We start from the raw sequence: 15,823 nt of genomic DNA, 5'->3' as shown, positions 1-15,823 counted from the left end.
AACTCCCCTGTTCATTTATAAAATCCCAGGGGAGCTACAGCTGAAAGTTCATTCAAAAGTCTTTTTAAAGAATCTATAAACTCAAATATCTTTTTAAAATCCAGCTTTATATTCATCCCTATCAAGTTCAAATTGTAAATATACTTCGAACCTTTTGATATGTTTATTAAGCTATCATCCAATTGTTGATTTGTTATTTTGGATACTTCTCGATTTATTATACCTATGCCTCCAACCAATATTGATATGCATAAAATGACTCCCAAAATAAAATTTCTTCTCTTTCGTTTTCGTTCTTTATTCCTTTCTAGCCTTCCCATATCTGCACCTCCAAAAATAGAATATGCAGTTATAGGCATTTTATTCTGACTTAACTGTATCTGCTATCGCTTTAGCTAAATATTTGGTGCTTTCAATTGCTTCTTCAAGAGTTGTTTCAGTGCTCCCTATTTCCAACAAAAGTGCATTTTGTGATATATGTTGATTGTATCTATAGGTCTTTACTAGCACCTTGCTGCACAAACCCGGATAAATTTTATTAAGCTTATCTTTTAGCAATAGTGCAAAAGCATAATTCTCCTTCCAGTTTGGATGGCTCAATCCTGCCTTATCACTTCCTACTACAATCATTATTTTTGCTGCTTTTTTACCCGATATATTGATACAATCTATTTCACTATCATTTGGCTTGTTTTTATAAGCGTTCCTATGGATGTCAAAAAAAATCTTTAACTGTTTGTACTTTTCCCTTTGTTTTTCTATCGTCTTTAATGATCTATTATAAGAATAATTGTAAACAGGATAATCGTGAATATCCGTTGCATGCACAACATCAATATTATAATCATTCTCTAAATGGAGAGCTAATTCTCTTCCTACCCGTGTCACATTATAAACTTGATCAGTAGTCCTAAATGGATCGGTTTCTTTATATTTGTTTTGTGAGGTAGATCTATAAGCTTCTGTAGTATGAGTATGATATATAAGTATTTCAGGTCCTTCTCCATCTAATTTCAAATCTGGCAATTCCTTTCTAGTATTGTCTATGTTATAATCGTTTTGTTCGTTTTTGTTTTTAAAAATTATTTCCCCTTCACTATCCACCTCATAAATATCCTGTGCTTCACCTTCTTTTTCATCCACTAAAGGTACATCTCTCTTCATATCCTCTCCTCGGTTTATATTTCCTGTTGCAACTGTTTGCTCATCATAAGTTAAAAATGGCATCTGAATGGACAACAAGGTTTTAGGATCTTTTAAATTCAAACTAAATGTGCGTCTAAAGTCTTTAGAATTTTTATCGTTAATTTCAGCTTTGTTTTCCCTATTTTCTGTATCAATATAGAACAATGGAATAGCTTTCTTTAATACGCTTTTCAGCGTCCATGACTTCTCTATTGTATCGTTTCCCTGATCAGATTTTTCATTAAAAACTTCAACTACCTGATTTCTATTTATAAAAAGTCTCATGGATAAAAATAATATTATCACAACTAATAATATTATTATTGTATAATATGCTATCTTAGTTACAGATATAGTTCTGTTCTTCACCCGAACAAACACCTCTCATTGATTGGAACAATTTTTATCCTTCTATAATAGATATTCCTTCCATAAAAAATTTATGAGTAGATTGTTATCTACTCATAAATTAATATAAGTATTTATTTCTTCTAAACTCATACCTTGGTGGACACTCATATTTATCCCATCTGCTATTATCTTTGATACATCGTCTATTAGTGCGTCAATCTCCTTAGGTGTCACCATCAAATTGCCTATATAAGGGGTTAAAACCTCGTTTATCAATGATGTCTTATCATTTTCATTCATTTTATCTAAAATTTTAAAAAAACTACTATCAGGTGATGTATTATTCTTTAATGCTTTCACCAACAAAGTTATAGTATCATTAACAATAGTAGCAGCATTAACCACAGTAGGCACTCCAATTCCAATTACAGGTACTTTCAATGTTTCTTCTGTGAGAGCCATTCTCCTATTACCTACCCCCGAACCTGGATTTATTCCTGAATCAGATATTTGAATAGTGGTATTGAGCCTTTCGGTCTTTCTAGATGCCAACGCATCTATTGCAACTACGACAGTAGGGCCTACTTTTTCTACAATACCTTTTATTATTTCGCCTGTCTCAATGCCAGTAATCCCCAATACTCCTGGAGCCATTCCACAAACAGGCTTTAATCTCTCATCCAACTTATCCGGAATTAATTCAAGCATATGTCTTGTGATTAATAGATTTGAAACTACCTTGGGGCCTAGAGCATCTGGTGTTATATTCCAGTTTCCCAGCCCTACTACCAACACCTTTGCTTTATTTTCCTTTAACTTATCCAGTTTAGAAAGTTGTTGAGCTAGAACATGACTAACTTCTTTTTCCAACTCTTTATCCCTATCTCTGAGCTTTGGCACCTCTATAGTTATATAAGTGCCTATAGGTTTGTTGATAATCTGCTCTCCCCTATAATCCAACACTTTAACATTAGTTATATTTATATCCTGTAGTTTTTCGACTTTAACCTCTACGCCAGGTATCTCTTGTTTTTTATCCTCCTGATATATCTCCCTTGCCTCGATAGCTAAATCTGTCCTAATATTGCTCATCCGAATTTCCTCCGTGTTTATTTATTTGCTATATTTTATATTTGCCTTTTGCTTGTGCAATTATTCGAGTCTAGGGCTTTTTATAAAAAATCTTGCAATAATTATCCATTCATGTTAAAATGATTTTTGTTAAGTAGCTCTTAAGGAGGTGAAGTAATGCCTAATATAAAGTCAGCTAAAAAAAGGGTTAAAATCATTGAAACTAAAACATTGAGAAATAAATCCGTTAAATCAGCGATGAAGACTCATATAAGAAAATTTGAGTCAGCCATTCAGGAAGGCGATAAAGAAAAATCGAAATCTTTGCTGGATATAACTCAAAAAGAAATAGATAAAGCTGCAGCCAAAGGAATAATCCATAAAAATACAGCTGCAAGGAAGAAATCTCTGCTTACAAAAAGTTATAATAAATTGGTATACAACGATTAAAGATATTCATAGCAAGAATAAACGTACATTAAAAAAATATGTACGTTTTTAATTTATGTTTATTCTTGCTATTTCTTTACACCAATATATTCCAATATCATGCACAACCTTCAAAAACTAATAGTTCAACAGCCAGCTTTTCATCAAATTGGCCTGTTTTTATCATATAATCAGCTTGAAGACATAATTTCATAAGTTTCTCCAAATCAGAAATACGAAAATTTTTGCATTGGTTGATACATTTTTTTGTTACAAATTCAGGTAGTCTCAGCTTTTTGCTTATCTGTTTAAATGAGTATCCTTTTTCTGTCATAAGCTTTATATTCACCAACAATCTAAATTGTCGCGTTATCATGGACAGTATTCTAAGAACAGGTTCATTGTTTGTAATAAGTTCATCCATAGCTTTCATTGCCTTAAAATAATCTTTTTCGCCAATTCCATCCACAAGGACAAATATATTATTTTGTATATAATCACTAACAATTGCATTAACTTGACTTACAGTTATTACTTTCATAGTACCGGAATAATCTATTATTTTGTCCAATTCGTTTTTTATTTCAATCAAACGATTGGAACAATTGGTTATAAAAGTATTCAATGCATCGTCGCTAAACTTCTTTTTTCTATCGCTTAAATATTTTTTTATCCATTTCTTTAATTGAAAAAAATTTAAAGTATTGAATTCTACTGAGGTACCGTTTTTGTCTATATATCTGAACAACTTTTTCCTCTTGTCTATTTTTCCATTCACACAAAAAACCATACAGGTACTTGATGATAGCTCTTTTAAATACTCCAACAACTTTTCAACTTGGTTTGTATCTTTATCAGAAAAACTGGTGGCATCAAAATCATTTATTAACACCATTCTATAGTCATTCATAAACGGAATAGTATCACAGCTATTTTTAATGTCATCAAAAGTCGCCTTATTGCCCTCTATTACTTGATAATTTAAAACTTCATATTCTGGTGGTATTATTTGCTTTTTTAATAGGTTTATAGCATATTGTTTGAGATAATCTTCTTCCCCATAAAAAAGATAAATATTATCTATGGTACCACTATTTATATTTTTAAATAAAGCGTTGAAATCCACTCAGCATTACCTTCCTATCATAAAATATATGTGTTTCGAATCATTATTTGACAACAGTATCAATAAAATACTCTTTTCCATCACTCTTTACTATTACAGCACCCTTTTGTTCAGTTGTATAGACTTCAGTATTATATCTAGCAAATCTATTGATCACCATAGGATCAGGTTGACCAAAATTGTTCCTGCCTACCTGAATTATAGCAACATCAGGATTTACCCATTTTAAAAAATCATCTGTACTGGATGTACTGCTGCCATGGTGGGGAACCTTTAATATATCCACATCCAATTGTCTTGAATATTTATCAGCAATATATGTCTCTGCTTGCTCTTCTATATCTCCGGTAAACAAAAAGTTCATATTATCATATTCCATCTTTAAAACCATGGAATTATTATTTTCATCCCATCCGATATTCTCCATTATATCTTTTTGTGGATGCAAAACATGAAAAACAACTTCATCTATTTTAATTATATCACCTGATTCAAGCTTATAAATGGGAATACTTTTATATTTAGCTATCTGCATTATATCATCAAAAACATCGTTTCTGAAAACATCCGTACCTATAAATACACTTTTTATTTTTATATTTTCAATAAGTGCTTTTAATCCTTTTATATGATCATCATGTGCATGGCTTATAAAAACAGCATCAATGCTATTTACTCCATTCTTTAGAAGGTAAGGCAAAACAATATCTTGTCCTGTATCAAAATCATCACCGTAAATATTACCACCTGAATCAATAAGTACGTTATAGCCGCTCTTGCTGATGTGTATACAATCACCTTGACCAACATCTACAAAAACAACTTTTAACAATCCATCATCTATTAACATCCCTAAAGGCAAAATCAAGGATATTGTAATTATGACAACAGTTATCTTTTTCAATAATTCTAGACTGATATACTTTAACTGGTCTACACTGATAACCAGCAACAACAACAAATAATATATAACTATGATCATTGTGGGAGGACTTACAGCTCTTATAGATGAAAAAGGGATTCGTCCTAAATAATAAACCGCTCTCTCTATAATAACCAACAACAAATTCACTATTCTAAATATATAATAGGATAAATAAAGGCTTATGAAACTTGCTAAACCACCTATAAATCCTAATATAACTGACACTCCTATCAAAGGGGTTAAGAAAATATTTGAAATAAAAGATATTAATGAAAACTTATTAAAATGGAACATCAATAAAGGCATTATTCCTAATTGAGCTGATAGAGTGATGAGAAAAAGGTCTATTGTCTTTCCTGAAATATTATCGCCCCTTATTTTATCTTTCATTGTAGGGTATAAAATAACAATAGATGTTGTAGTTAAGAATGAAAATTGAAAACCTAGATTAAACAACATAAAAGGATTCAATATTAAAATGACCAATGCTGCAATGGATATATTGGTTAAAGAATCAGAGTTCCTATTTATGTTTTTACCCATCAATACTAAACAAAACATGATTGTTGCTCTGATCACCGATGGAGTAGCACCACACATCAGACAATATATAACCAATATAAAACTTGTTAAAAAAAAAGCCCACCATTTTTTTATCTTTAATACTTTTAAAATATAAATTAAGCCGGCAGCTATAAAACCTACGTGAAGGCCAGATACTGCCAGCACATGTGCTATCCCTGTATCTGTGAACCCTTCTTTTGTTTGCTTGTCCATCTCCGACTTATCTCCAAACAACATCCCTTTTAGCATAGAACTTTGAGATGGCTTTAAATAGTCATCAATAGCATTAATCAATACATTTTTAAACAAAAACACAAATCTTTCAAATTTATTTAAATCTGTTTTACCTAGGTATTCTATTTGATGCCAATTAGATGACATCATATAATAAATACCCTTTTGCTTTAAGTAGGCTTTATAGTCAAAACAGCCGGGATTTCTCCTTCCAGGCGGTTGATATATTTTCCCCTGTACTGCTATCTTATCTCCATAGTTTAAAGCCAAATGATGTTGATCGCTGTAATGGCTATATATATTTAATAAAATATTGCTATTTATTTTTTGCTTCCGATTATTTACTTTTACATATTGAGGCTTTAATGTCAAAACTGTCTTTTCCTTCTGGTAATTAGGCTGTTCCACAATATTACCATATACCACAGCCGCTAAATCAGGCTGAAATATGATATCAATTTTATCATTCTCTTTATAAATATATGAAGTCATGCCTGACAAGATTATTATTACGGATAGTAATATAGAATAATTTTTGTTGTACGTAAAATATAAAATTAAAAATATTGTTATAGCTACTACCAGCATCGATACAAGGATGGAAATGTTAATATCAATTTTACTTCCCAATATAATGCCACTCATAAAAAAGAGACATATATACAAAAAAGGTCTTCTCAATATCAGCACTCCCGTTTATATGAATTGATGAAACGAAAAAATTTACTCTAAAATTTTGTCCATTCATCAAGTTATTTTAACTGAATATTTATGAATAGTTCATTAACCTATATATACAAGTTCCTGTTCGGTGATTTTTCCAACAATCATTTAAAACCTTTCGTTCTCAGCAATGCTGCAATTACTGCTGTAATGGGTATTGTCATAACCAATCCAATACTCCCTGCTAATGCCCTGACTACTTCAGTAGCTATAAGATCCATATTTATTATCCTGTCAAAGGGATTATTATATGCCATAAAAAGCAACATCATAGGTATCGCACTTCCTGCATATGCAAGAATAAGAGTATTAGACATGGTTCCCATTACATCTCTTCCTATATTCATACCTGATCTGATCAATTGTGCTAAATCTAAGTCGGGATTGACAGAACCAATCTCATAAATGGAAGAGGATATTGACATAGCTACATCCATTACAGCACCCAGCGAACCAATTATTATACCGGAAAACAGCAGCCCCTCCAGGTCAAAATCCACATTTTGAGGAATAAAGCTAAGCATCTGGGCTTCCTCCATGCTAAAACCAGTTAATCGTGCTGCATTACCAATAAAATAAGCAATAATTCCGGCTATACATACTCCTATTACAGTACCAACTATTGCAGCAATAGATTTTTCATTTATACCTCCTACTGTCAGCATTACAATAACTGTGATAATTATAGAAGTAATTATAGTGACTAGAACAGGACTGTACCCTGATAACATGAGAGGCAAAAGCACCTTATATATAATAGCTATAGTTAGACCTAAGGTTAAAAGAGTCTTTATCCCTTTTAATCCACCAACCAGCAAAATTACAACAACAAAAAGTAATAAAATATACTTCAAATATTTTATCCTCATATAATCTGCTATATGGGCATTAGCTATTTCATCATCCTTCAACTCAAGTAACAGCAATACTTCATCGTTTTGTTCTACTTTAATGTCTATTCCTGGATTTCCTGATAACATATTTTCTATATCAACAACCTTGTCTTTAAATCTTCCGTTTAATATTTTAGCCTTTACTAGCTGCTTACCAGTAAAAAAACCGTCTATATGCTGATTATTATCCTCTAGATGATCATCCTCCAGCCACTCATCCACTGATTTTTGTTCAGTATCCCCTTCAACTCCTTCTTTAAAATCAACTTCATGTACCTGGAGTATCTTACCCCTAAAATATTGGGTTTCAGATTGTCCATCATCAAAAGCTTTCACTATATTCGGAGCTATAATAATAAAAATGATTAATGCACAAAGAATCTTTAACCTTTTTTGCATTTCTTAATTCTCCTTTTTATATTCTGAAAGATAGTTGAATTCGTTGATATTTTACCATTTTTTATTATAACAAGTCAATTTATTGTGCTTTTTATATCTATACGCACAATAAATCATCCTCTTTTGCTGCCTGTGTTTTCTATCCGAATATTTATAAACAATTTATTTATCTTCTATACAAGTTTCTGTCAAGTGGTTTAATCCAAATTTTATTGAAAATACCACATGTGTCCGTGCTGGTACTTCTTTATTTGAATATGTATAACAATGCTGATAAAATAAATGTTAAATAAAGTAAAAATATAATTGATAAAAGGAGGAATTACATTGAAAGTAACAGTAATTGGCCATTATGGCCCCTTTCCCAAACAAAATGGAGCTTGTTCTGGTTACTTAGTGGAATACAATAACTGCAAAATACTGCTGGATTGTGGTAGTGGTGTAATGAGCAGAGTTCAAAATCTATGTGATATAAAACAGATAGATGCAATCGTTTTGACACATCTGCACAGCGATCACATATCCGACATATTGGTATTAAGGTATGTGCTAGATATATTGATACAAAAAGGTGAAATAGATAAACCTATACCTTTATATGCTCCTTCGCAGCCAAAAACTGAATATGATATGTTGAATTATAAAGATGTGTTTCAACTACATGATATTTATCCTGATCTAAATGTAAATATAAAAGGATTAAAGTTGTCTTTCGAAGAAATGACCCATCCTTATAAATGCTATGCAATAAAAATTCAAAACTCTGACTCCACGCTGGTGTATACCGGAGATACATCATATAATAAAAAGATAATAAATTTTGCTAACAGAGCAAATTTATTCATTTGCGATGCAGCATTTTTGGATGCTCCTGAAAATGGAGACATCCCCCACATGACTGTAAGGCAGGCATCCGAAATAGCTACTCAAGCAAAGGTAGAAAAGCTGCTATTGACTCATTTTTGGTATCAAGATGATGTGCTTGAGCACCTCAGAATGGCTAGGCAATCATTTGAAAATACTGAAGTCGCCGAAGAAATGAAAACATATATAATATAAAAAGAGGTAAGTTAGCTTACCTCTTTTCCTCTTCTTTTATCAGTTTTGCATTTCTAGCTATTGGCTGATCTATGGCTATATGACCTGCTAAAGTTTCTCTTGCCTTATCATCCACCAATATTTGAACTTTATCGATAGAATCAAATTGTGTAAGAGTATTAACTATAGAATATATTGTCATTGCTTCTCCAGCAGACCCGCCTTTGTGATTATCGATTATTTCATTGGAAAAATTTACATAGCATATTTCATCCTTTATAGATATTGACAACAATTGAGTCCCTTCTGGTATTGTAGGGAACAGCTTTTCATTTTTAGGTCCATTTATCAATTCCTGAATAGCTCTTCTGGCAACACTCTTAATGCCCATTTCTATAGCTCTATATTCCGGTATCAAGTTTTCAGCATTTTGTTCAGCAAAGTATAAGTTTATACGTTTGCCTATTCTTGATTCTATCCTTTCTATAGGTTTATCCAGTAAAAAATGTCCTCCAATAGTATTTATCCCATAGTTACCTTTTTTCTTATGTTTTATATTTATTTTTACATTTTTGATATGTGGAAGCTCTGTCAATGTATTTGCTATTGAGCTTATTACTGCTTCTTCATTCGCACTGCCACCATTGAAATTGCTGCTCATCTCTTCAGAAAAAGTAACTACAGCAGTACCCTTTGAGATATTAAAATCTAATAATTGTGTCCCTTCGGGTATAGTCCTTACAAGCCCTTGTTTTTGTGGCCCTTTGATAAGCTCATTTATCACTGCTTTTTCAAGAGAGTTATCTATTATTTCTATCTCCCTTATTTCAGGAATAACAAATTCTGAGTATTTATCTTTAAAATACAATATAATCTTTTTAAAACAAACTTTTTCTTCTTTTGATATTTTAGCATTAGCTTTTTCTTGTTTTAATACTTTCTCAATGTCTGTATCAAACTTTTCCAAGAACCCATACGGCTCATCGTTTAAATCCTTCAATTCTTCTCCTTCTATAAGTATTTTTACATACTTTACATTCTGTAGTTCAGCCAAAGTATTTACTATAGATATAGTTCGAATAATTTCAATATTGTTATTATCATCAGCAGTTTTGGCAAATTCTTTTGAAAGATTTACTTCTACTATGTCTTCATATTTTTTTACGTTTAACAATTTTATTTTACTATTAAAAACATTATTAAACTTTTCTTTGTCATATGGTCCTTTTAACAACTCATCTACAGCAGCTTGATATATATCATCATTATTTACCAATTTCACATTTCTTACTTCTGTAATCATCTTTGAATTCTGTTTGTCAGGAAAATATAAAACAAGACTCGCTTCAGTCTCTTCATTACCACCTGATTCATCTGTAACAGAGGAACTATCATATTCCTGATCTGCTTTTTTGTCTTTAGTTAAATTTGGTGCACAACCAATTACACATGTCGTAATAAAATAAACAATGATTAAAAATATAATTATCCTTTTCATTTTAAACTCCCCTCGTTACCAGTTTTCAGGAGGAAAAAGCCACTTAACCTTCCATATATCATCAACTTTTACTACAGAAATCAATTGTTCTTCCCTATGAATATCGGTATCATCGTTGAATTTTATTTCATAGTCAACCGATACCAAAGCCTTGTCCCCAGTATTCAAAATCTCATAATCATTAACTTCATACTTTACAAGAACTGCATCCTTTTTATTAGCATTTACTACAAATTGCTCATAGGTAATGATATCATTCTCATCAATATTTGTATAGACATATTTATATGCTTGCTCCCAGTTTTTAGCTGCAATTTCCTTGAAATATTCTTCTACAAGTTTTTGGGGATTTAATATATAATCTTTGTCTCTAGACAGCTTATTCTCTAAATTAAAATCAGTTATATCGCTTTTTATGACATCACCATTGACCAAGAAATTTACTCTTTCTACCCCTTCTGTTTCAGTTAGAGAATTTACTATTGAGTAAATAGCTAATTCATTTTTTCTTTTTAATTCTTCTTTATCTACTTTTTCTTCCTGTCCTTCTTGTGCCAGCTTCCCGGTAAGCATATCCATGAAAGTTTGATTAAAATCAACAAAAGCAACTCCGTCTATTTCAGCTGTAGACAGTACTTTTACCTCTTCATCAAACAATTTTTTCTTTTCAGGTTGATATGGTCCTTTCAACAATTGCCCAACAATCTGCTCCAGTACATCATCATCTTTTTTTATAACCCTTTGTTCAGGAACCAAATAATTAAAAGAATCATCAGCAAAATACAATGTAACCTCTATCTCATCTTCGGATAGTTCAGGACTGATGGGTATATTGTTGCTGTGATCATTTTCATCATCTGCTTGTAGGTCTTTTTTGTGTTTTGGTGTACAGCCATAAGTAATCATGAGTATAATTACCAAAACAAAAACAATAATTTTTTTCATATTTTTCACCTGATTGATGCCCTCCCTATTTCACCGACAATAAGAGTATAATATATTAATCTTACAAAACAGTTTATTTTTTGTTAACTATTTATTAATGAAACCCTTATACTTGGCCATTTTTTGGTAATTTAACAGTAAATGTTGTCCCTTTACCCGGTTCACTTTCCACAAAAATTTCTCCTTGATGAAGCCTTACTATTCTACTAACTATCGATAAACCTAATCCTGTGCCACCTGTTCCCCGGGCTCTAGCTTTATCTACCCGATAAAATCTTTCAAATATTAACTTTTTATCTTCTTCCGGAATACCAATCCCGGTATCAGATATCATAAAAATCACATAATCATTATCAGATGTCAACCTTATATTTACTTCCCCGTCATCTGGAGTATATTTTATAGCATTATCAACTAGATTTAAAGAAACCTGCTGAATTTTCAATTTATCTACATCAATGGTGCCTTTATAGTCACTGAGAAAGCTGATTTCAATATTTTTTTTCCGAGCTATCGGTTGTAATCTCTTTATAGTATAAGATAAAACATCTTCAATATTTACCTGTGTCTTCTTTAGTTCCATATCTTTCTTATCTATCTGTACAAGTACTAATAGGTCATTGATTATTGCAGTTAACCTATCTATCTCAGAATTAACATCTTTTAAAAACTCTTTAAAAATTTCTATGTCTCCGCCAGGCTGATGTATTAGGGATTCAACCAATACCTTCATAGAACTTAAAGGTGTCTTTAATTCATGGGAGGCATTTGCAACGAATTCTTCTCTTGCCTTATCTAAATTTTCTAACCTTTCACTCATGCTATTGAACGCATTTCCCAGTTCAGCTAATTCATTATTCCCCTTAATCTCAACTCTCTGATTGAGATGACCCTGTCCCATATTTCTTATAACTTCTGTTATTTTATTTAGAGGATCTGTAATATAACCTGAAATATAAAGGCTGAAGACTGCCACTAGAATACTTATCACTAAAGAATATATATTTAACCGCCACTTTATCATGCCTAATGAGTCATAAAACTGCTGTATTGAGGTGGACAAAAAAGTAACCCCTATTATCTCCGATCTATAATATATCGGCGCAGCAGAATACATCACCCATTGATGAGAGTTTTCTCCATTTTTAATTACAGGGATATAATGCTTTTGAGCAGTATTAGCTCCATTCAATGCATATAGTATCTCTTCATGCTCTAATTTCCTGTTAGCTAATTCTATTTGGTTAAAAGCATCGGATATGACAACTCCCCTGTTGTCAAGAATCAAAATCCTGCCATCTATTTCACCAGAAAAATCCTTTACCAAATTATTTATATAAGCAATCTCATCATTATAAAGGTACTCAGACACCACAACTGATATCATATTAGAATTTTTTTTTAATTCATTTTTTGTATCATCTATAAAATCCTTCTCTAATACAAAATTAGTTACATAGTTTATAACATAAAATGATATTATTATTATCAAAAAATATGACATTACAATCTTGAATCTAAGACTTGATGTAACCCTACTTCTTATCTGCAAAATAATACCCCACTCCCCACTTAGTGAAAATATACTCAGGTTGACTTGGATTCTTTTCTATCTTTTCTCTCAACCTTCTTATATGGACATCTACTGTTCTTAAATCACCTAAATAATCATATTGCCATATTATCTCCAATAATTTTTCTCTGCTAAATACTTTACCTGGATTAGATGCAAATAATTTTAACAGATCAAACTCTTTTGCAGTCAGATTAATTTCCTTTCCATCAATAGTCAAACTTCTATTGGAAATATTAATTTTCATGTTCTCTACTTCGATTATTTGGTTTTCATCCTTTTTAGTTAGAGAATTAAACCTTCTCAAAATAGCTTTTATACGTGCCTTAAGTTCAAGTATGTTAAATGGCTTTGTAAGATAATCATCTGCCCCATATTCAAGTCCTAGTATTTTATCCATATCATCACCTTTTGCAGTGAGCATTATTATAGGGATACTCACTTTTTCTCTAACCTTTTGACATACCTCCAATCCGTTCATTTTAGGCAACATCACATCCAGTATAATCAAATTATACTCATTGTTAAGTATTTTCTCCACAGCTTCTTCCCCGTCATATGCCACATCAGTTTTATAACCATCTTGTTCCAGGCTGAACTTTAGACCCTTTACTAGCATCGGTTCATCATCTACTATCAATATTTTAACGCTCATTTATATCACCTCATGATAAGTTATTGTTTTTGTACTTATAATCGATTTTAATATTCATAAATAAAACCTCAAATACATGTCCTTATTTGATTATATATTATCCTGCTTGATATTGTAAACTCGAATATATCAATCAACACATATATAATCTTTTATATTTTCAAATGTTCTTTCTCCTATATTGGTTACATTAGTAATCTCTTTTATGTCCTTAAATGGACCATTTTCTTCACGATATTTTATTATAGCTTCCGCTTTAACCGGTCCTATGCCTGGCAACGTTTCCAGTTGACCTTTATCTGCAGTGTTTATATTTATGCCGCTATCAGTATTATTCTCATCATTTTCCTGAAAATATTCTTCTTTAGGGTATTCCCCTACTTCCGGCACATAGATTTTGTCTTCATCCTTAACCTTTTTTGCAAGGTTTATATAATGCCTATCCGCACTTTCTTTGAGTCCGCCTGCCTTTTTTACTGCATCCTCAATCCTATCCCCCAGCTTGAGTTCTACAACTCCTGGATTTTCTACAGCTCCAGTTATGTATACCTTTATCAATTGGTCCTCTGGACTTTGTTCTTTTGTTTGGTGTTCAACCCATTGTTCATACTGGTCATCCGAATACTCTGTATCATTCTCTAAATCATTATCTAAAGAAACCCTTTCTCGCTCAAGGCCGATATCCGGCTCTTTAAAAACTTTAGATGCAAACAAAATGATTATTATAATTGTTAATATTATTATAATTATCTGTTCTTTTTTTGAAAAAATATTCATAATGGATGCACCCCCTTACAATATATTCGATATTTATCCTTTTTACCCTCCTTTTAAGCGTTGATTTTTAATGTTTAGATATACAACGATGATAAAATTTTTGTTATACTATAGAAGTGAGATTTTTAATATTATCACTGGAGGGGCCTCTATGAATAAAAAAATATTAATTGCAATTATCATCTTTTTAATTTGTTTTTTTAATCCTATAAAAATTTCTTTTGCCCAAGATTTACAAATAACTGCTGATAAAGTCATTTTGATGGAAGCAGAAACCGGCAAAATTTTATATAAAAAAAATGCTTATATTAAATCATATCCTGCAAGCACTACTAAAATATTAACAGCTATTCTAGCCCTGGAAAACTCAGGGAAAAATGAGATTGTTGTTCCCAACGATGATGTCTTAAATATTAACAACGGTAGCAGCAGGATATATCTTAACCCTGGAGAAAAAATGTCAGTAGAACAATTGCTATATGCATTGATGTTGCCTTCCGGCAATGATGCTGCCATAGCACTCGCTGATCATGTATCTGAATCAATTGAAAGCTTTGTTACTTTAATGAATTATAAATCAAAAGAGCTTGGTGCAAACAACACGCATTTTGTTAATCCTCATGGTTTTCATGACCCCGATCATTATACCACTGCCTATGATATGGCAATAATAGCTCGATATGCTTTGAAAAATCATGACTTCAGAAAAATAATAAGTACATATAAATATGTACTGCCGCCTACCAATAAGTTTGACCAAGAACGCAGATGGATAAACACAAATAAGCTTATAAATCCTGAAAGCAAAGAATACTACCCTAAATCTACCGGGATTAAAACAGGCTACACTAGTGTAGCCAAAAACTGTTTAGTAGCATCTGCAAGTAATGATAATATGGAATTAATAGCAGTTATATTAGGCTGTGAGAAAGATATGTTTTCTCAAGCTAGGGCATTGTTTGAGTATGGATTTGAACACTACAAGAAACTAAATATAGTCAATAAAAACAAAATAATTGAAACGGTAGAAGTATATGGTAGTGAATCAAAGACTGTAGACATAGCTACAGAGGAAGATATTATTGATGTTTTTCCTAAAGAAAACAGTGATTCTATATACCATGTTGTAGATATAAAAGATGATATCACAGCTCCAATTAAAAAGGGAGAAATACTGGGCAGAGTGACTTATCATATAGGAAACGAAAACCGAACAGTAAACCTCATTGCCTTAAATGATGTTGAAAAGAAAAATTTAATAAATATAGTTAAACCCAAAAAAGAATTATCAATCCCGGCATGGGTACTGATAATTCTAATATTAATATACATACCTTTACGAATTTATATAGCAATAAGGAGGAAAATAAGAAAAGCGAGAAAAATTAGAAGATTTTAAAGCACCTCACTTGCTTTAAAGCAAGTGAGGTGCTTTAT

14 protein-coding genes are annotated in these 15,823 nt (G+C 31.6%); 3 read left to right on the top strand and 11 right to left on the bottom strand.

Annotated features, from left to right (window positions below; genetic code table 11):
* Positions 1-11: 11 nt before the first annotated feature.
* From PHP06_00725 to gpr, 3 genes are all read right to left on the bottom strand, one after another.
* Complete coding sequence (locus tag PHP06_00725; GenBank protein ID MDD3839083.1) at positions 12-320, bottom strand: hypothetical protein; 309 nt, start codon at positions 318-320, stop codon at positions 12-14.
* Positions 321-360: 40 nt separating this feature from the next.
* Positions 361-1,554: a stage II sporulation protein P gene (locus PHP06_00720; GenBank protein ID MDD3839082.1), complete on the bottom strand. Its 1,194-nt coding sequence runs from the start codon at positions 1,552-1,554 to the stop codon at positions 361-363.
* A gap of 93 nt (positions 1,555-1,647) precedes the next feature.
* Complete coding sequence (gpr, locus tag PHP06_00715) at positions 1,648-2,628, bottom strand: GPR endopeptidase (GenBank protein ID MDD3839081.1); 981 nt, start codon at positions 2,626-2,628, stop codon at positions 1,648-1,650.
* Positions 2,629-2,784: 156 nt separating this feature from the next.
* Here gpr and rpsT point away from each other — a divergent pair, with 156 nt between their 5' ends.
* The gene (rpsT, locus tag PHP06_00710; GenBank protein MDD3839080.1) at positions 2,785-3,057 is read left to right on the top strand and encodes a 30S ribosomal protein S20; all 273 of its coding nucleotides are present in this window, start codon (positions 2,785-2,787) and stop codon (positions 3,055-3,057) included.
* A 97-nt stretch (positions 3,058-3,154) separates the two neighbouring features.
* Here the strand turns inward: rpsT and holA are convergent, their stop codons facing one another.
* The 3 genes from holA to PHP06_00695 form a co-directional block, all read right to left on the bottom strand.
* A complete protein-coding gene (gene holA, locus PHP06_00705; protein MDD3839079.1) occupies positions 3,155-4,162 on the bottom strand; it encodes a DNA polymerase III subunit delta in 1,008 nt (335 codons plus the stop codon).
* A 43-nt stretch (positions 4,163-4,205) separates the two neighbouring features.
* Complete coding sequence (locus tag PHP06_00700; GenBank protein MDD3839078.1) at positions 4,206-6,566, bottom strand: DNA internalization-related competence protein ComEC/Rec2; 2,361 nt, start codon at positions 6,564-6,566, stop codon at positions 4,206-4,208.
* A gap of 146 nt (positions 6,567-6,712) precedes the next feature.
* Positions 6,713-7,900, bottom strand: coding sequence for a YibE/F family protein (locus PHP06_00695; protein MDD3839077.1), 1,188 nt, complete (start codon positions 7,898-7,900; stop codon positions 6,713-6,715).
* A gap of 327 nt (positions 7,901-8,227) precedes the next feature.
* Between PHP06_00695 and PHP06_00690 the strand changes: the two genes are divergently transcribed.
* Positions 8,228-8,959, top strand: a complete 732-nt coding sequence (locus tag PHP06_00690) for an MBL fold metallo-hydrolase (GenBank protein ID MDD3839076.1) — start codon at positions 8,228-8,230, stop codon at positions 8,957-8,959.
* 16 nt (positions 8,960-8,975) lie between these two features.
* Here PHP06_00690 and PHP06_00685 read toward each other — a convergent pair whose 3' ends face one another.
* The 5 genes from PHP06_00685 to PHP06_00665 form a co-directional block, all read right to left on the bottom strand.
* The gene (locus PHP06_00685) at positions 8,976-10,436 is read right to left on the bottom strand and encodes a GerMN domain-containing protein (protein ID MDD3839075.1); all 1,461 of its coding nucleotides are present in this window, start codon (positions 10,434-10,436) and stop codon (positions 8,976-8,978) included.
* 15 nt (positions 10,437-10,451) lie between these two features.
* Positions 10,452-11,381, bottom strand: coding sequence for a GerMN domain-containing protein (locus PHP06_00680; GenBank protein ID MDD3839074.1), 930 nt, complete (start codon positions 11,379-11,381; stop codon positions 10,452-10,454).
* Positions 11,382-11,487: 106 nt separating this feature from the next.
* Positions 11,488-12,933, bottom strand: a complete 1,446-nt coding sequence (locus tag PHP06_00675; protein MDD3839073.1) for an ATP-binding protein — start codon at positions 12,931-12,933, stop codon at positions 11,488-11,490.
* Positions 12,917-13,609: a response regulator transcription factor gene (locus PHP06_00670; GenBank protein MDD3839072.1), complete on the bottom strand. Its 693-nt coding sequence runs from the start codon at positions 13,607-13,609 to the stop codon at positions 12,917-12,919. Before PHP06_00670 ends, PHP06_00675 begins: the two co-directional genes overlap by 17 nt.
* Before the next feature lie 129 nt (positions 13,610-13,738).
* Positions 13,739-14,386 carry a helix-hairpin-helix domain-containing protein gene (locus tag PHP06_00665; GenBank protein MDD3839071.1) on the bottom strand — a complete coding sequence of 216 codons (648 nt, stop codon included), beginning with the start codon at positions 14,384-14,386 and terminating at the stop codon, positions 13,739-13,741.
* 151 nt (positions 14,387-14,537) lie between these two features.
* Here PHP06_00665 and PHP06_00660 point away from each other — a divergent pair, with 151 nt between their 5' ends.
* Positions 14,538-15,785 carry a D-alanyl-D-alanine carboxypeptidase gene (locus PHP06_00660; GenBank protein ID MDD3839070.1) on the top strand — a complete coding sequence of 416 codons (1,248 nt, stop codon included), beginning with the start codon at positions 14,538-14,540 and terminating at the stop codon, positions 15,783-15,785.
* Positions 15,786-15,823: the final 38 nt, after the last annotated feature.

This window comes from Clostridia bacterium (assembly GCA_028698525.1).
Classification (GTDB): Bacteria; Bacillota; Clostridia; order JAQVDB01; family JAQVDB01; genus JAQVDB01.
Note: the sequence above shows the minus strand (reverse complement) of the source record. Positions and strands in the feature narration are given on the sequence as shown.